Raw genomic sequence first — 17821 nt, 5'->3', positions numbered from 1 at the left:
GCTCGCTCGACGCGGCGGGCGACGACCGCGACCAGCGAGGTGACCATGTCGAAGATCTCCCCAGCCCTCCTCTACGGCGACCGTGCCGAAGAGGCGCTCGACTACTACTGCGGCATCTTCCCGGATGCGATCGTGACCGATCGCAGCCGCTACCCCGACGGGAAGCTCCTGGCGGCGACGCTCGAGATGGGCGGCCAGACCTGGACTCTGATCAACGGCTACGAGGTGCCGTTCCACGAGTCGGTGTCGTTCATGGTCTCGTGCGCCGACCAGGCCGAGGTCGACCACTACTGGGACTCCCTCACCGCCGGCGACGGCCGCGAGAGCCAGTGCGGCTGGCTGTTCGACCGGTTCGGCATGGCGTGGCAGATCGTGCCGACGCGCCTGCCCGAGCTGATGGGCGACTCCGATCCGGTCGTCGCCCAGGCCGCGATGCAGGCGATGATGGGCATGACGAAGATCGTCATCGCCGACCTCGAGTCGGCCGTGGAGGCCGCTGTCGCGGCATCGGGCGCAGGATCCTGAACGCTCCCGTCGACGAGGTCGTCGCACGCCTCCGGGCGGCCGGCTGCGTGTTCGCAGAAGACGAGGCGCGGATCCTGCTCGCCGACGACCCCGACGAGGCCGCCCTGGAGGCGCGCCTGCGCCGTCGCGAGGCCGGTGAGCCGCTCGAGGTGATCGTGGGCTGGGCCGAGTTCCGGGGGCTGCGGGTGAACGTGGCGCCGGGGGTGTTCGTGCCGCGGCAGCGCACGGGCCTCTTGGTCGAGGTCGCCCTGGCGGCAACGGCACTCGCCGACCGTGCGACCGACGCCGCCGTGCTCGACCTCTGCTGCGGGGCCGGCGCCGTCGCCGCGGCGATCGAGGCCGCACGTCCGAGAGCGCGGGTGCTCGCCGCCGACCTCGACGAGCGCGCCACCGCCGACGCCCGCACGAACGTCCGCGACGCAGGCCACGTCTTCACCGGCGACCTGTTCGACGCGCTGCCGCCCGAGTGGCGCGGCCGGCTCGACGTCGTCGTGGCGAACGCACCCTACGTGCCCACCGGCGAGATCGCCTTCATGCCCGCCGAGGCCCGCGAGCACGAACCGAACCACGCCCTCGACGGCGGCCCCACGGGCACCGAGCTGCAGCGCCGGATCGCCGAGACGGCGCCGGAATGGCTGCGATCGGAGGGCGTGCTCGCCATCGAGACGAGCGAGCGCCAGTCGGCGACGACCGTCGCGCATCTGGAGGCGAACGGGTTCGCGGCGAGGGTCGTGCGCGACGACGATCTCGACGCGACCGTCGTGACCGGGGCGCTCCGCCGGCGATGACCGGGGCGCCGGCGTGACGAGACGGCTGCGCAGCGTGCACACAAGCCCTTGACAGCGGGCCCCGAGACTGCGTAAATGAGCCATCGTCGATCGTGCCCGACGAGTCTGCCCCGACCCGAAACCGCGGTGGACCCGAGCGATCGCCGACGGTACCGCGTACGGCACGCGGTCCCTTCGCTTACCCCAGGACATGCAGCGATGCGCGGATCACGAGTCTCCTACGTCTTCCCGATCTACAACGAGACCGGCAACATCGACCTGCTCTACCGCACGGTCGACGAGGTCGTGCGCGGCCTCCCCTACGAGATCGAGCTGATCTTCGTCAACGACGGCTCGCGCGACGACTCGCTGGCGAAGCTCCGCGCGCTGGCCGCCGACGACCCGCGGGTGAAAGTCCTCGACTTCGCCCGGAACTACGGCCACCAGATCGCGGTGACGGCGGGGCTCGACGCGTCGACCGGCGACGCCGTGATCATCATGGACTCCGACCTGCAGGATCCCCCGCGGGTCTCGATCGACCTCCTCGCCAAGTGGGAGGAGGGCTGGGACGTCGTCTACGCGCAGCGTCGGTCGCGGAAGGACACCCCGTTCAAGAAGGCGACCGCCGCGGCCTTCTACAAGGGCCTCCGCTACATGTCGGAGGTCGACATCCCGGCGAACACGGGTGACTTCCGCCTCCTCGACCGGCGCGTGGTCGACGAACTGTCCAAGTACAAGGAGCGCGACCGCTTCCTCCGCGGCATGGTGAGCTTCATCGGCTTCGACCAGACCGCCGTGCAGTTCGACCGCGACGAGCGCCACTCGGGCGAGTCCGGGTACCCGCTCGGCAAGATGATCACCTTCGCCACCGACGGGATCATGGGCTTCTCGACGTTTCCGCTCAAGATCATCTCGCGCATCGGCTTCGTCGCCGCCGCGTTCAGCGTCGTCGGCATCGTCTACGTGCTGGTCATGAAGCTGTTCGTGCCACAGGTGGTCGTCGCGGGCTGGGCGTTCATCGTCCTGTCGATCCTGCTCATGGGCGGCCTGCAGCTGATCATGCTGGGGATCCTCGGCGGCTACGTCGGCCGGATCTACCGGCAGGTGCAGCAGCGCCCCCTCTACGCCCTCCGCGACGAGCGCCCCTCTCCCGTCGCGCTCGTGACGCCGATCGCCGCCGCAGCGTCGGCCCCGCAGGCGACCAGCGTCGCCCCCGTGGGCACGCCGGCCTCCGCCGACGACCGAACCGCAGCCACGCAGTGACCGCCGACACCGCCGTCACCGTCGATGGCTCCGGGACGCAGGATCCCGACCCCACGCCTTCCGCCACCGTCGACGGGTCACAGCGGCGCCCCCGCGGCGCCTTCGTCGTCGTGTCGCTCGTCCTGGCCGTCGTGCTCGCCGCCGTGGTGGCGAACCTCGTCCTCGACCCCTGGTTCGGCCCGCGCCGCTACTCGATGATCGCCGTGACGATCACGGCGGTGGTGCTGGCGGCCGCGCTGCCGTTCGCCTACCTCTGGGCGGGTGTCGTCGACCGCCGGTTCGCGCGCCGGTCTCGCCGGGCGAACGGGCTGGCCGTGGCGGGTGTCGTGGTCGCGGCCTTCGCGATCCTGCTGGTCATCGGCATGCTCACGCTCAGGAGCCCGGGATTCGACGCCGGGGTCGTGTTCGGCGCCGCCATCAACCTCACCGCGGGCCACGGCCTGAACGGCGAGGAGGTGCGCTACTTCTCGATGTACCCGAACAACGTCTTCCTCACCTTCTCGCTCTGGAAGTCGTTCGCCCTCGTCAAGGCGATCGCTCACATCTCGGGGCCGCCGGCGCTCTTCTACGCCCTCGCCGTCGCGGCGAACGCCGCCGTGCTCGCGTGCGGCGTGCTCCTCACCTTCACCGTGGCGCGTCGGGTCGCAGGACGCCAGGTGGCGATCTTCACCCTGCTGCCGACCGCCGTGCTCGTGGTCCTGTCGCCGTGGATCGGAACGGTGTACTCCGACACGCTGGGGCTGGTCTTCCCGATCCTCGTGATCTACCTGTTCCTCAGGGCCGACTCCGCCGGGACGACGCGCGCCCGGCTGCTCTGGTGGGGCGGGATCGGACTCGTGACGGCCGTCGGGTACGAGATCAAGCCGACGACCGTCTTCGCGGTCGTCGCCGTCGCTCTCGTCGTGCTGATCCGGGTGCCGCTGCGGCGCGCGGGCGCTCGGGCGCTGCTGCCTCCGGTCGCGTCGATCGTCGCGGCGCTCGTCGTGCTGGGAGTGGCGCACGTCGGCATCGGCGCGGTGCTCGATCGCTCCGGCACGGTCCCGTTCTCGCTGGCGCACGACACGACGCAGTTCCCGCTCACGCACTTCCTCAAGATGGGATCGCACGGCACCGGCGGCTACGACGCCCATGACGTCGCCGTCACCCGCGCGATCCCGACCGAGGCCGGCAAGTTCGCCGAGGGCCTTCAGGGCTACGCCTCGAACGTGGCCGCGCAGGGCCCCGTCAGGTACGCCGGGTTCCTGGCCGAGAAGACCGCCAGGTTCCTCGGCGACGGCACCTTCTACCAGTGGCAGGAAGGAGGCGAGCTCAACCTGCCGTTCATCGTGACCGACTCGCTCGGGAAGGACGCCCAGGCGGTCTACGGCCCCTCGGGCGCTCTCCACCCGGCGCTCGTCGACCTGTGGCAGGCGATGTGGACCCTGGTGCTGCTTCTGGGCGCCGCGCCCCTCGTGCTCCGCCGCGATCGGAGACTGTTCGGGGACGCGTCGGTCGCGATGCGTGTCGCGATCCTGGGCCTCATCGTCTTCCTCATGCTGTTCGAGGGTCGCTCGCGCTACGTGTACCTCTACGTGCCCTTCTTCGTGGTGCTCGCGGGCGTGTCGATGCGATCGCTCGCGGAGCGCTTTCGCCGCCGCGACGAGACGTCCCCCGATGTGTCCCCTCTTTTGGGGGCACCTGCCGACGCGGTGAGAGCAGAAAGAGCCTCGTGAGCACTCCCGCCACTGCCGTAAGATGAGCGGGATTCGCTAGTCAGGCTCTCGGGAGACCTCTGCGTGAGATGGCCCGGGAGCCCGAAATCCCGATCGCCAGCACGAGGCCCCATCGACATGGATTGGGGAGCGATTTCATGGACCCTCGCGATTACTGGACCGCGATCCGCAAGAGCTGGATCGTCGTCGTGGTGCTCGGCCTCGTCGGCCTGGCCGCCGGCTACGGCTACGGCCACGGGAAGCCCGACGTCTACCAGTCGACCAGCAAGGTCTTCGTCTCGGTGGCCGAGGGCTCGACGATCGACCAGCTCGCCCAGGGGTCGACGTACACGCACGCGCTCGTCTCCTCGTACGCCGAGCTGGCCACGACGGCCCGGGTCCTCGACCCGGTGATCGACGAGCTCGGTCTCTCGACGACTCCGACGAAGCTCGCGCGCAGCATCTCGTCGACGAGCCCGACGAACACCGTCTTCGTCGAGATCACCGTCTCCGACTCCACCGCCCGCGGCTCCGCGTCGATCGCGAACGCCGTGGCCCACTCGCTGAGCGTCGTCGCCCCCAAGCTCAGCCCGTCGACGAAGGCCGGCACCGAGCCCGTGGCCCTCTCGGTCGTGCAGCCCGCGCAGACCCCGGCCGGCCCGCGCTCGCCCAACCGCCACCTCATCGACATCACGGCGCTGATCATCGGTCTCGCCGTCGGCGTCATCGTCGCCATCATCCGCGCGCTCGTCGACACCCGGATCCGCAGCCGCCACGACCTCGACCGCGTGCTCGAGGCGCCCGTCGTCGGCACGATCCGCCGCGCACCCTCCGAGGCCGCCGGACTGTCGCTGGTCAAGTCGCCGGCGAGCGCCCGTGCCGAGGACTTCCGCCTCGTCGGCGCCACCCTGCAGTACACGGGCGTCGCCGGCAGCCTCGAGTCGGTCCTCGTCGCCTCGCCGCTCGGCGGGCACGACGCGGCCGACCTCGCCCTCAACCTCGCCCTGGCCACGGCCGAGCGCGGCAAGGCGGTCCTCGTGATCGACGCCGACCTCCGGTCGCCCCAGGTCGGCGCCGCCACCGGCGTCACCAGCCCCCGCGGCCTCAGCGACGTCATCGGCGGCGCGAAGCTGGAAGACGCGATCCAGGAGTGGACCGGCGGCGTCGACGTGCTGGTCGCCGGCCAGGCGCAGTCGAACCCCGCGTTCATCCTCGGCTCCAGCGGCCTGGGCAAGGCTCTCGACGCCGCGAAGAACGGCTACGACCTCGTCGTCGTGGTCTCGCCCGCCATCCTCTCGGCGGCCGACTCGGTCACGCTCGTCCACCAGACCGAGGGCGCGCTCATCGCCGCCTCGGCACGCCGCACGCGCCGGGCGCAGCTCGTCCGCGCGATCGAGACCATCCACGCCGTCCAGGCGTCGGTGCTCGGGGTCGTCCTGGTCGACGTCAAGGCGCCCTCGCGCGAGGAGCACGCCGCGACCGCTCACCCGGCGACCGCGCCGTCGACCTCGGCCGCACCGGCGACCGGACCGGTCCCCGTCACGGGCACCGACGCGAAGTAGCCGCATGCCGACGTCGAGCGGAGCGCCCCCGGCGCCCGCCCGCGTCGGGCGCACGCTGCCCGACGTCCGCCTGTACCAGACCCTCCGCACCGCTCACCTCGAGCGCGCGCACGAGCTGAGCCCGGCGACGATCCTCTACGGTGTGCGGCGCTACGACTTCGACGAGGACGCCGCCCGCGGACTCGACCTGGTGCAGGCGAGCGGCCTGAAGAGCGCCCTGCTGCTCCTGCGCTCCCCCGTCCGCAGGATCGAGATCAACGAGCCCCTCATGCTCTCGAGCCTGCCTTCGACGGCGTGGGCCCTCGCGGCGCTCTCGCTGCGCGGGGTGCTCCGGCGCGGGCGCGCGCAGGTGGTGACGTACTGCATCGGCAACACCGACCCGTTCCGGCAGGGCCCGCGGCGCGGAGGCCTCCGGGGTCTGCGCACGAGGCTCCGGCGAGCACTCGACCGTGTCGTCGCACGGCGCGTCTGGGCCCGGGTCGATCGGGTGGTGTTCGGCACCCCGGCCGCGCGCGACGTGTACGGCGAGGTGCTCGGGCGACCCCCGCGCGCCGAGGTGTCGACGATCCTGGCGCTCTCGACGCCCCATCCGGTGACGGCACCCGAGGCGGAGCAGAGGCCGCTGGGCGTCACCTTCCTCGGCGCACTCATGGAGCGGAAGGGCGTGCGTGTGCTCCTCGCGGCCTGGCCGCTCGTCCGCGAGCGGGTGCCCGGCGCGACGCTGCTGGTGCTCGGCAAGGGGCCGCTCGAGGGCGAGATGCGCGAGGTCGCGGCGGGCGACGGATCGATCGAGGTTCTCGTCGATCCTGCGCGCCGGGTGATCCACGAGCAGCTCGCCCGCACGGCCGTGCTCGCCCTGCCGTCGCAGCCGTCGCCCACGTGGCGCGAGCAGATCGGGCTGCCGATCGTCGAGGCGCTCTCGCACGGCTGCCGCGTGGTGGCGACCGACGAGACCGGCCTGGCGTCGTGGCTGAGAGAGTCGGGGCACAGGATCAGCGAGCCCGCCACCTCGCCCGAGGCCCTGGCCGCCGCGATCGTCGCCTCCCTGGAGGGCGGACCGTCGCGGGCCGAGGTGCTCGCGACGCTGCCCCCGGTCGACGCCCGGCTGCTCGCCGACGACTTCCTGTTCGAGCGGGTGCGAGAGCCGGTGGCGTCGTGACGCGTACACGCGCTGCAGGCTCAGGCGCTGCGGCGGTACTCCTGGTAGCGGTGCCCCCACGCGCCCGAGACCATGCCGGCGCCGCGGGCGATGGTGCGGACGCCCCGGGCGCGCTGGCCCATCGAGCGGGCGACGGACCCGACCACGACCCGCGCGCCGCCGCCGGCGAGACGCACGAGACCCTTGCCGGTGAGGCGGAGTCGCAGCGGCAGGCGGAGGCCCCGGCCGGGCGCGAGGAGCAGCGACGTGAGGCTCCAGCCGTTGCCGCTCGAGAAGGCGCGCTGCACGACCCACTGTCGGGTCAGGCGGTGCGGTGGCACGACGTCGGTGACGACGGCCTCGTCGCACCAGATCATGCGGCCTCCGTGGCGGACGATCGAGCGGGTGAACACGGTGTCGCTGCGGCCGATCGTGCCGAGGGACCGCTCGAACTCCAGCCCCCAGCTCCGCATCAGGCGCAGGTCGAGCAGCAGGTTGTTCGTCGCGGCGACGTCGACCTCGGTGCCGGTGGGCAGTCGGCGGCGGTCGAAGAAGCGGCCGGCCACGATCCACGGGTCGGGCTCGACCGAGTAGTCGGAGACGACCGGGCCCACGACGGCGGCCGGCCCCTCGATCTCGAACGCGTCGAGGAGGGTGACCAGCCACTTGTCGCTCGGCCGCTCGTCGTCGTCGATGAAGACGAGCAGGTCGCTCTCGGCGCTGGCCTCGAGCGCGCGGTTGCGGGCGGCGGCGATGCCGGGCTCGGGCTCGTGGGCGTACGCCACGGTCGCGCCGGCCGGGGTCGACCCGGCGGTGGCCGCCTCGGCGGTGGCCGCGAACGCCGCCACCTGGTCGCGCGCCGAGGCGCCGGGATCGTTGTCGACGACGAGCACACGGGTGTCGTAGTCCGCCGCAGCCGCCGCCACGGCCTGCGAGGCCAGCAGCGGCAGCACCGCGCCGAGGTCGTCGGGTCGACGGTAGGTCAGCACGGCGATGGTGAGCGTGGCGCGGGTCATGCTCACGATTCTTCCGTACCTGAGCGTCTCTCGGGAGGGCTTCGCGGATGAGACCGGTCACCGTCGTCGTCGTGAGCTACGGCTCCGCCGCTCTGCTGCGGGAGAATCTCGCGCCGCTCACCCGCAGCGCACCCCACCTCTCCGTCGTCGTCGTCGACAACCGCACGGACGACGCCGAGCGCGCCCTGCTCGTCGCGCTGGCCGCCGGCGAGGGCTGGGCCACCGTGCTGCCCGACTCGAACACCGGCTTCGGCGGCGGCATGAACCTCGGCGTCGCACGAGCGCTCGACGACGGGGCCGACCGCCTGCTGCTGCTGAACCCCGACGCCACTGTCGACCAAGCCTCGGTCGAGGGCCTGGCGGCGGTGGTGGACGAGGAGGCGCTCACTCTGGCGGCGCCTCGGATCCTGCGGCCTGACGGCTCCGTGTGGTTCGCGGGCAGCGACCTGTACCTCGCCGACGGCCGGATCCGCTCGCGGCGGCGGCGCCTCGACGGCGCCGAGGTCGAGGAGTGGCTCAGCGGCGCCTGCCTCATGCTCTCGCGCGAGCTCTGGGAGGTGACAGGCGGGTTCGACGAGGGGTACTTCCTCTACTGGGAGGACGTCGACCTCAGCCACCGCGTCAGGGCCGCAGGAGGCGCGCTGCGGGTCGTCGAGGAGGCCACCGCCGTGCACGCGCAGGGCGGCACGCAGGGATCCGCCGGGGCGCACGGGGCGGGCGAGGCGAAGTCCGCGACGTACTACCGCTACAACATCCGCAACCGGCTGCTCTTCGCCGCGCGGCACCTCGACACGCCGACTCTCGTCGCCTGGCGGCGCCTCACCCCGCGCGTGGCGTGGGAGGTGCTGCTGCAGGGCGGTCGCCGGCAGTTCGTCACGTCGCCCGGCACACTGCTGGTGGGTCTCCGGGCCGTCCTCGAGGGCCGAGGCATCGCGGCGCAGGAGCTGCGCCGCCGCGCTCGTCCCTAGCCGCCGCCGCGCCGCGTCCCGCAGCCGCGGCGAGCAGGCTACCGCGCGTCCTCGGTGAGCCCGAGGAACGCCCCCATCCGCTCGACCATCGCCCGCGTCGTGCCCCACTCCTCGACCTCGGCACGGCCGGCGCGACCGTAGGCCTCGGCCAGCCGCGGGTCGCCGAGGAGGCGCACGACGCCCTCGCTGAGCGCCTCCGCGTCACCGACCGGCACGAGAAGACCGGTGCTGCCGTGGTCGACGTAGTCCTCGATGCCGGGCGTGCGCGTCATGACCACGGGGCGCCCCGTGGCCATCGCCTCCAGGCTCACCGTCATGCCCGACGCGTGGAGGTTCTGCCCGGTCGCGATCGCGACGACGGACGCCTCGGCGTAGAGGTCGGCGAGCTCCCGATGGCTCAGGTGCGCGACCGTCTCGACGCCGCGAGGAGCCGTGAGCGTCGACGTGGTCTGCACGACGATCCGGGCCTCGGGCACGCTCTCGTGCACCTGCTCGAGCGCCGCGAACAGCGTCGCGGCGTCGCGGTCGCGGTCGCCGCCGACGCTCACGACCAGGGGCTGGGTCGGGTACGGGCGGTACGGGAAGAAGTCGGCGTCCACGCCGAACCGGAAGTACGCGATCGGCGGCCCGTCGTCGCCGACGAAGTCGCGCAGCGGCTCCAGCTGGCCGCGGGAGATCACCCACAGGCCGTCCATCTCGCGCAGGATCTCGCGCATCCTGCCCGTGTCACGCCCGCGCGCGACCAGATCGGTCACCCAGATCACTCCGGTGTACATGCGCTCGTGCGGGCGCGTCAGCGCCATGAGACGGCCGGTGTTCTCGTCCCAGGTGATGCCGACCTCCGCCGTGGCCGCCGACCCGAGTTTCGGCCTGCGGCCGGGCAGGAGGCGGGCGCGCGCCGCCTCGAAGCGGGTCGGCTTCGCGAGCTCGGCGATCCGGGCGTCGGGGTCGAGGGCGCGGAGTCCGTCGAGACCGTAGGGCCACAGGCCCGGGGTCTCGCCACGGCCATGGCGCTCGGCCCAGCCGGCGACGTCGCGTCCCTCGGGGAAGAGCACTTCGAGCACGGTCACGTCTCCGTCTGGTCGGCGAGGAAGTCGGACTCGGCCTCGCGGGCCTCGTCAGCGGACGGCGGTGCGGCGGCTCCTGCGGCCTGAGCGGCCCGGCGGCGCTTCAGGTCGCGCGAGACGTACCAGAAGTTCGGCCCGACCTGGCAGGCGGCGACCGACAGGGCCGAGCCGATGACCGGGCCGGCGGCGCCGAACGGAGCGATGAGCAGCCACGAGACGCCGAGGTTCAGCGGCACCATGAGCAGGATCGGCACGACCTGGAAGACGAGACCGCCCTTGTCGGTCATGTACATGCCGATCGGGTACTTGCAGGCCTGCAGCGCCACGAACACGACGAACGAGACGACGAGCAGCACGGGCAGGTGGATCTTGCCGCTCGAGACGAACTCGACCAGCCACGGCGAGACGAGCGCGAGGCACCCGCCGACGACCAGGCCTCCGAGCAGGAACCACAGCGTCGGCTTCGTGGGCGACTCGACCCGGCCCTGCGCCCGGGCCTTCGCATAGACCGGCCACAGGGCGACCCCGGCGGCGGCGATGGTCTGCAGGACGATGCCGAAGAGCTGTGAGGCGAGGTTGTACTGGGCCAGCTGCACGTCGCCCGACACGTGGCTGAGCAGCAGCCGGTCGGTCTGCATCGCGACCGGCAGGGCGACCATCTGCACGAGCATCGGCCAGGCGAGGCCGATCGCGGGGACGCTCTCGTACGAGCGGACGTGCCGGATCATCCGGACGGCCTGGCCGATCTGGGGGCGCAGGGTGCGGGCAGCGACGATCATGCAGATCACCGAGACCAGGCTGTTCGCGACGTACGACGCCACGGCGAGGTAGGTGCCCGCCGGGATCATGAACATGACGAAGACGCCGATGCACAGGAGCATGAACGGCGCGACGACCGCCTGGCTCGCGACCTGCGTCGTGGTCTTCTTGAGGCCCACGAGAACGCGCTGGCCGACGGTCAGCGGCACCACGACGCCGAAGACCGCGAGGCAGAGGCCGGCCGCGAGGTTGCCGCCCGGCAGGAGGCCCTCGCCCAGCAGGAGCGGCCAGAGGTCGAACGCGGTGAGCACCAGGGCGACGATCACCATGATGCCGCCGGAGGCGAGGAGGATCCGGAACGCCGTCACGATGGTCCGCTTGACCATCTCGTCGCGGCGCGGCTCGTCGGAGGCGGCGACCGCGTTGATCACCACGGCGGCGATGCCGAGGTCGGCGAACGGCAGGAGGGTCGGGAACGTCGAGAGGAGGCCGTACTGCGCGTAGGCGGCCGTGCCGAAGTGGGCGATGATCAGGCGGCTCGTGATGATGCCGAGGATGCCGGAGATCGCCATGACGAAGACCTTCGTCACCGCGGTCGAGCCGACGGCCCTCATCGCGCCGCCGGCCGGGCGGCCGCCTCGGTGACGCCGGTGCTCCCCTGCGACGGCGACGGAGCCGGTCGCCGGGGCGTGCTCGGTGGTCTGGCTCACGCTGACCGCCCTCCCCGCCTCGTCGTCATCGCGCTGATCGCCCGCCGGTACGCCTCGACGTGCCGCCTGCCTGCGTCGTCCCACTCGCGACCGGAGAGGTCGGGTCGGTCGTCGCCGGTGAGGCGGGAGGCCCCCTCGAGCGCGCGCTCGATGTCGCTGGCGCGCAGGGTGTCATCGTACTCGTAGACCCACTCCGGCCCGACCTCCTCGGCTAGCCGGGTGTTGATCTCGGTCGCGGGGACGAGCACCGGCCGATCCAGCGAGAGCGCGGCCAGCACGCTGCCCGAGTTGTGCATGCTGCGGTGGGGCAGCACGACGAGCTCGGCGCGTCCGACCGTCCTCGCGAGGGCGTCGTCGTCGAGGTAGCGCAGGTCCAGGTCGATGCGGTCGTCGCCGTCGGCGAGCCGGCGCAGCTCGTCGCGGAGCTCGTCGCTCGACGGCTTGCCGGCCGCCGTGAGGCTGACGTCGCCGGGCAGCTCGCGGAACACCGAGACGAGATCCTCGACGCCCTTGTACGGCCGGATCAGGCCGAAGTAGGCGACGTGACCCGCCTGGCGCTCCGAGCCGTCCGGGCGCGGATACCAGTCGCGGTAGTGGCCGTGCGGGATCGTCTCGCTGAGCACCCCGGGAGGCACCGGCGTGCTGTCGGTCAGGCGGATCACGAGAGTCGTGCGGCGATCCAGCAGACCGAGCAGGAGCCGACGGGGCCGGCTCAGCCCCTCGTGCGCCTCCACGTTGTGCAGCGTCCGCACCACGGGCGTCCGGGTGGCGGCGAGCCGCACCACGAGCGCCAGGGTGAGCAGCTGGCGCACGGCCGTCTTCACGGGGCTCGCCCCCTGCACCAGGATCTCGGGCCAGTGCACGTGGAAGACGTCGTAGCGCCCCAGGAGCGCCGACCGCCAGGAGAACGGGAGGACCCCCACCCCCGGCTGCCGGGCGATCGCGTCGCCGAGGAGCCGGAGGTAGGGGTTCGTGGTGGGCCGGGGCCGCGGGAAGGACTGCTGGACGACCAGCCTCCTCCCGCCGCCCCGACCCGGGGACCCCGTGTCGGTCACTGGACCGGGAGTGCGCTCAGCTGCTGGACCGAGAGGTTCTGCGGCACCGTGGTGGCGCTGGCCGAGACGTAGCTCTGGATCGCGATGCCGCCGGCCTTCTGCAGCGACGGCGTCGAGTCCGTGAGGCTGATGTTCCAGCCGCTCGGCTCGGTCGTGCCGGTGAGCCACGCCTTGAGCTTGATCGACGTCGTGCCGGTGCCCGAGACCTGCATCCGGAAGCTGACGCTCGATCCTGCCGTGATGGTGCCCGGCATGACGACCTGGCTGCCGAGGTTCGTCGCGGTGCCGCCCGAGATGGCCGTGAGCGAGAGGACGCCCTGGCCGCTGTTCGAGAAGCGGAGCGTGGCACGGTACTCGTTGTTCGAGTCGACGCGTCGACCGGAGATGTACACATACGTGCCGCCGCCGGAGGCCGCCTTGTCGAGCGTGAACTGCGCCCGCAGGTCGGTGCTCGTCGACGTCGTGCCCATCAGCTGCACGCCGTTGGTCGCACCCGCCTTGGTGGTGGCGATCACGCCGGCGCCGTTCGCGACCGAGAGGACGCTCGCGGATCCGGTCGGCGTCCAGGCGCCGCCCACGTCGGCCGTGCCCCAGCCGTTCGACACCGTCCTGGAGAACGAGTCGAGGTCGAAGGCCTGGGCCGCCGGCGCAGTCACCGTGACCGACTGGGTCGCCGTGTTGGTGGCTCCGCCGTTGTCCGTCACTGTGAGGGACACCGTGTAGGTGCCGCCCGCCGCGTAGGTGTGGTTGGCCGTCTTGCCGGTCACCGCCGCCGTCCCGTCACCGAAGTTCCAGGAGTACGAGGCCACCGTGCCGTCGGGGTCGGTCGAACCCGAGCCGTCGGCGCTCAGCGCGAGACCGGACGCCGTCGTCGTGAACGAGGCCACGGGCGGCTGGTTCGCCGGAGCCGTCACGGTCGCGTTCTGCGACGAGGAGCCCTGGCCGCCGTCGTTGTCGGTCACCGTGAGGGTGATCTTGTAGGTGCCCGCCGACGCGTAGGTGTGCGTCGCCGTGGCGCCGGTCACCGCGGCGGTTCCGTCGCCGAAGTTCCAGCTGTACGACTGCACGGTGCCGTCGGGGTCGGTCGACGAGGTGCCGTCGACCGAGACCTTCAGGTTCGACGCCGACTGCGTGAACGAGGCCGTCGGCAGCACGTTCGGCGCCTTCGAGACCGTCACGGTCTGCGACGAGGTGCCCGTCGCGCCCTGGTTGTCGGTGACCGTCAGCGTCACCGTGTACGTGCCTGCGGCGGCGTAGGTGTGCGTCGCCGTCTTCGTGGTCGCGGCTGCCGTGTTGTCGCCGAAGTTCCAGCTGTAGGCCGCGATCGTGCCGTCCGGATCCTGCGACGCCGAGCCGTCGGCGGTCAGCGTGAGCGCGTTCGCACCGAGCGTCATGCTCGCCACCGGAGCCTGGTTCGGGGCCGCGACGGTCACGGACTGCGTGGCCGTGCCGGTCGCACCCGAGTTGTCGGTCACCGTGAGCGTCACCGTGTAGGTGCCGCCCGCCAGGTAGGTGTGCGAGCTCGTCGAGCCGGTGGCCGTCGAGCCGTCGCCGAAGTTCCAGGCGTACGAGGCCACGGTGCCGTCAGGATCCGACGAGCCGGTTCCGTCGACCGACACCTTGAGGCCCGTCGTCGAGGCCGTGATCACGGCGCTCGGCGGCTGGTTCACGTGCGGTGCCACGACCGTCACGCTCGAGGTGGCCGTGCCGGTCGCGCCCTGGTTGTCGGTCACGGTCAGCTTGACGCTGTACGTGCCCGCAGAGGCATACGTGTGGTTGACCGTCGAGCCGGTGCCGGTCGAGCCGTCGCCGAAGTTCCACGCGTAGGAGGCCACGGTGCCGTCGGGGTCGGACGAGCCGGTGCCGTCGAAGGCGACCTGGAGGTTGTTCATGCTCGACGTGAACGAGGCGGTGGGCGCCTGGTTCACCGGAGCCGCCACGGTGACCTGGTTGGTCGCCGTCCCGGTCGCGCCGGAGTTGTCGGTCACCGTGAGCGTCACCGTGTACGTGCCTGCAGAGGCATACGTGTGCGTCGGGCTCACGCCGGTGCCGGTGGATCCGTCACCGAAGTTCCAGGCGTACGAGGCGATCGTGCCGTCGGGGTCGGTCGAGGCCGAGGCGTCGAACGACTCCTTGAGGTTCGCCGCGGTGCTCGTGAACGAGGCCGTCGGGGCCTTGTTCGTCGACGAGCCCGTGCCGAGCGCGTAGTGAGCGGCGATCGCCGAGGCCGACAGAGCGTGGTCGTAGACCGCGGCCTCGTCGATGGTGCCCTTGAAGTAGGCGCTCGTGGAGCCCCACGTCGTGTCTCCGCCGATCTTCCAGTAGCCGGAGTACGCCTGCGCCTGGGTGGTCGGGTTCGTGCCGACGAGGTTGCCGTCGACGTAGAGCGCGAGGCCGGCCGAGGACTGCGACGCGGCGACGTAGTGCCAGTTGCCGTCGTTGTACGCGCCCGGGGTCGTGATCGTCTGGGCCGAGCCCGTCCACACGCCGAACACCAGCTGGCCATTGTCCTGCATGTAGATGTGGCGGTCGTAGTTCGACGACTGTCCGGTCTGGGCGTTGCCGAAGCCGATGATCTTGCCGCCGGTGGTCGTGGTCGTCTTGAACCACGCCTCCTCGGTGTAGACCTCGGGGTCGTTGAACGACTGCGCCGAAGCCACCTGGCCGCTCGATCCGTCGAACGCCGCCGCCGTGTTCGAGGTGCCCGAGATCGCGCCCGGCTGACCGAACGTGACGCCGCCCGACACCACACCGGGGGTGTTGGTGAGGCTGGAGTCGGCCGCGGAGGTCGAACCGGCCGCATCGCCGAGGCGGTAGTAGACCACGGGGCTGTCGGTGAACACCTGCGAGCCGTAGGCGTCGCTCGGCGACGAGTTCAGCTGCGACGGGTAGCCGGCGGCCACGTACTGGCTGTTGACCTGCGCCGCGGTGAGCGGGGTCGGGTAGATCGACACGTTGTCGATCGAGCCGGCGAAGAAGTTCGCGCCGCTCCAGGCGGAGTCGCCTCCGATGCGCCAGTAGCCCTTGTAGTTCTGGGCCGTCGTGACGTTGGCGTTCGTCGTGACCTTCTTGCCGTCGACGTACAGCGCCATGCCGGCCGAGCTCAGCGAGCCCACCACCTGGTGCCACTTGCCGTCGTTCAGCGCGCCGGCCGACTGCAGCACCTCGGCGTTGCCGTCGTAGACGCCGAAGTTGATCTTGCCGTCGGTGGTCATGTAGATGCGGCGGTCGTAGTTGCTCGACAGCTGCGTGTTCTGGTCGCCGAAGGTGAGGATCACGCCTCCTGCGGTTGTCGTGGTCTTGAACCACGCCTCCTCGGTGAAGGTCTGCGGGCCGGTCGTCGGCGAGCCCTGCTCGGCGGAGTAGCCGGAGGTGGAGCCGTCGAAGGTCGACGCGGTGGTCCCGTCGGACGAGGAGCCGGCGGCACCGCGGGTGACCCCGGATCCTGCGACCTGGTCGTTGAAGCCCGCGTTGTCGTAGACGGTGGTGCCGCTGGCCTCGTTGAGCGGCCAGTAGTCGGTCGCGCCCTGGGCGGCGACGGTCTGCGAGTAGGCCGACGGGTTCGCGTTGGAGACGGTGATGTTGACGCCGTCACCGATCACGGTGTTGCCGTCGGAGTCGGTCGCCCGGATCCGGTAGCTCACCGTGGCACCCGGTGTCAGCCCGGTGTCGACGAAGCCCATCTGCGGCGTCGTGTAGACGTTGGAGGCCTGGGTCGTCGTGTACACCGGCTTCGTCAGGTCGCCGTTGCGGTAGACGTTGTAGGTGAGGTTGGTCGAGTCCGGGTCCCAGTTCGCGGTCCAGGAGACGCGGACGCTCCCGGCCTGGGTCGAGACGAGGCTCGGCACGAAGTTGGCGCCCGAGTTCTTCGGGCCCATCTTGTTCGGCGCGATCGACTTCACCGCGAAGCGGACGAGGCCCTGCTGCTGGATCCCGTTGATCGTCGTGAACTCGCCGCCGTAGACGACGTAGTTGCTGTCGGCACTGGTCGCGACGCTCCACGGGCCCTGGCTCTGGCCGGTGAAGGTGCCGACGTTGAAGTCGGGGAACCAGTTCTGGAGCGACGGGGCGGGGTTGCCGGCGAAGTTGTAGTAGCCGTACGGGTCGTTCGTGATGGTCTGCGTGGCGGCCTTCGAGAACGCGAGGCCGCGGTGGAAGGTCCAGGTCGGGCTGGTCTGCGGGAAGCCGCCGATGTTGCCGCAGTAGTGCGGGTGGCCCGCGACGTACTCGGCGTCGGCCGTGGTCGCGACCGAGTAGGTGTCGCCGTGGCAGTCCTCGATCCAGGTGATGTTGCCGCCGTCCCACGTGGCGCGGAACGAGCCCTCGAGGTTGCCGCCGGCGCCGTAGACGTAGCCCGAGCCGTAGACGCCGTCGGCGTCGGAGGCGAGGCTCAGGATCGACGACTGGGTTCCGGCGTCACGCACCAGACCGTTGACGGCGAACGGAAGCAGCGCGCCCGACGTCGCGTCCACCTCGCCCAGGCCGTAGCCCGGGTTGCTCGAGCCGTTGAGGGTCGTGAAGGCGCCGCCGACGACGACCTTGGTGCCGTCCGGCGAGATCGCGAGAGCCGTCGGCGCGCCGCCCTCGGCGTCCGGGGCCCAGGTCGTCAGCGCGCCGGTCGTGCCGTTGACGGACGCGAGGCGGTTGCGGGTCGACTTGCCCACGCTGGTGAAGCCGCCGCCGAAGTAGACCGTGCTGCCGCTGACCGCGATGGCCGCCACCGTGTAGTTCGGCGACGGATTGAACGTCGTGATCAGGGCGCCGGTGGTGGCGTTGAGCGCGGCGAGGCGGCTGCGCGCGACGCCGTTCACCGTGGTGAAGGTGCCGCCGATGTAGATGATGCTGCCGTCGGCCGAGGCGGCGACCGTCTTGACCTGGCCGTTCAGCGTCGGAGCGAAGCCGGTGTTGAGGACACCCGTCGTGAGGTTGTACGACAGGATGTCGGTCCGCGGCACGGTGTTGACGCCGGAGGCGGAGCCTGCGGGTCGCGCCGTCGCGAAGTTGCCGCCCGCGAAGACCGTGTTGCCGACGATCTTCTGCGACCACACGACGCCGTCGATCTGCGGCGCCGAGAGGGCGTCGTCCGTGACCGTGGCGGGGGTCGCCGGGTTCGTCGGATCAGCGGGGTTCCCCTCCGCGTTGGCCGGCGTCGAGAACGCCACGAGGGCGGAGAAGGCGAGAGCGGCTGCTGCGACTCCAGCGGCGATGCGGGACGGCAGGGTTTTCCCCATGGGGGTGCCTCACAGATTCGGGTAAGCCGTGATTTTCGGGATCACGTGGGTGCGAGGTGAGTGTCGGGC

General features: G+C 71.5%; 12 protein-coding genes. 7 read left to right on the top strand and 5 right to left on the bottom strand.

Annotation, left to right across the window (positions count from 1 at the left end):
- The first annotated feature begins 45 nt into the window (after positions 1-45).
- The 6 genes from C8E83_RS19705 to C8E83_RS00105 all read left to right on the top strand — a co-directional run bounded on the left by C8E83_RS19705 (position 46) and on the right by C8E83_RS00105 (position 6967).
- Positions 46-525, top strand: a complete 480-nt coding sequence (locus C8E83_RS19705; RefSeq protein WP_211331635.1) for a VOC family protein — start codon at positions 46-48, stop codon at positions 523-525.
- On the top strand, positions 507-1313 hold the full coding sequence (locus tag C8E83_RS19700) for a putative protein N(5)-glutamine methyltransferase (RefSeq protein ID WP_342768941.1): 807 nt from the start codon (positions 507-509) through the stop codon (positions 1311-1313). The genes C8E83_RS19705 and C8E83_RS19700 overlap by 19 nt, the downstream gene beginning before the upstream one ends.
- Positions 1314-1511: 198 nt before the next feature.
- Positions 1512-2555 carry a glycosyltransferase family 2 protein gene (locus C8E83_RS00120; protein ID WP_121367865.1) on the top strand — a complete coding sequence of 348 codons (1044 nt, stop codon included), beginning with the start codon at positions 1512-1514 and terminating at the stop codon, positions 2553-2555.
- A complete protein-coding gene (locus C8E83_RS00115; RefSeq protein ID WP_121367864.1) occupies positions 2552-4267 on the top strand; it encodes a glycosyltransferase family 39 protein in 1716 nt (571 codons plus the stop codon). The genes C8E83_RS00120 and C8E83_RS00115 overlap by 4 nt, the downstream gene beginning before the upstream one ends.
- Before the next feature lie 137 nt (positions 4268-4404).
- The gene (locus tag C8E83_RS00110; protein ID WP_170159800.1) at positions 4405-5808 is read left to right on the top strand and encodes a Wzz/FepE/Etk N-terminal domain-containing protein; all 1404 of its coding nucleotides are present in this window, start codon (positions 4405-4407) and stop codon (positions 5806-5808) included.
- A gap of 4 nt (positions 5809-5812) precedes the next feature.
- Positions 5813-6967: a glycosyltransferase family 4 protein gene (locus tag C8E83_RS00105; protein ID WP_121367862.1), complete on the top strand. Its 1155-nt coding sequence runs from the start codon at positions 5813-5815 to the stop codon at positions 6965-6967.
- Positions 6968-6987: 20 nt separating this feature from the next.
- Here C8E83_RS00105 and C8E83_RS00100 read toward each other — a convergent pair whose 3' ends face one another.
- Positions 6988-7962: a glycosyltransferase family 2 protein gene (locus C8E83_RS00100; RefSeq protein WP_121367861.1), complete on the bottom strand. Its 975-nt coding sequence runs from the start codon at positions 7960-7962 to the stop codon at positions 6988-6990.
- 47 nt (positions 7963-8009) lie between these two features.
- Between C8E83_RS00100 and C8E83_RS00095 the strand changes: the two genes are divergently transcribed.
- Complete coding sequence (locus C8E83_RS00095; protein ID WP_121367860.1) at positions 8010-8930, top strand: glycosyltransferase family 2 protein; 921 nt, start codon at positions 8010-8012, stop codon at positions 8928-8930.
- Positions 8931-8968: 38 nt separating this feature from the next.
- On the opposite strand, the gene C8E83_RS00090 is transcribed toward C8E83_RS00095, so the two are convergent.
- From C8E83_RS00090 to C8E83_RS00075, 4 genes are read right to left on the bottom strand one after another with little or no spacing between them, the layout of a single operon-like run.
- A complete protein-coding gene (locus tag C8E83_RS00090; RefSeq protein WP_121367859.1) occupies positions 8969-10000 on the bottom strand; it encodes a glycosyltransferase family 4 protein in 1032 nt (343 codons plus the stop codon).
- Positions 9997-11466: a lipopolysaccharide biosynthesis protein gene (locus C8E83_RS00085; protein ID WP_245981298.1), complete on the bottom strand. Its 1470-nt coding sequence runs from the start codon at positions 11464-11466 to the stop codon at positions 9997-9999. Before C8E83_RS00085 ends, C8E83_RS00090 begins: the two co-directional genes overlap by 4 nt.
- Positions 11463-12521, bottom strand: a complete 1059-nt coding sequence (locus C8E83_RS00080) for a glycosyltransferase family protein (RefSeq protein ID WP_121367858.1) — start codon at positions 12519-12521, stop codon at positions 11463-11465. Before C8E83_RS00080 ends, C8E83_RS00085 begins: the two co-directional genes overlap by 4 nt.
- The gene (locus tag C8E83_RS00075) at positions 12518-17752 is read right to left on the bottom strand and encodes a beta strand repeat-containing protein (protein ID WP_121367857.1); all 5235 of its coding nucleotides are present in this window, start codon (positions 17750-17752) and stop codon (positions 12518-12520) included. Before C8E83_RS00075 ends, C8E83_RS00080 begins: the two co-directional genes overlap by 4 nt.
- Positions 17753-17821: the final 69 nt, after the last annotated feature.

It is taken from the genome of Frondihabitans australicus (assembly GCF_003634555.1).
Taxonomy (GTDB): domain Bacteria; phylum Actinomycetota; class Actinomycetes; order Actinomycetales; family Microbacteriaceae; genus Frondihabitans; species Frondihabitans australicus.
This window is presented reverse-complemented; position numbering and strand designations above follow the sequence as displayed.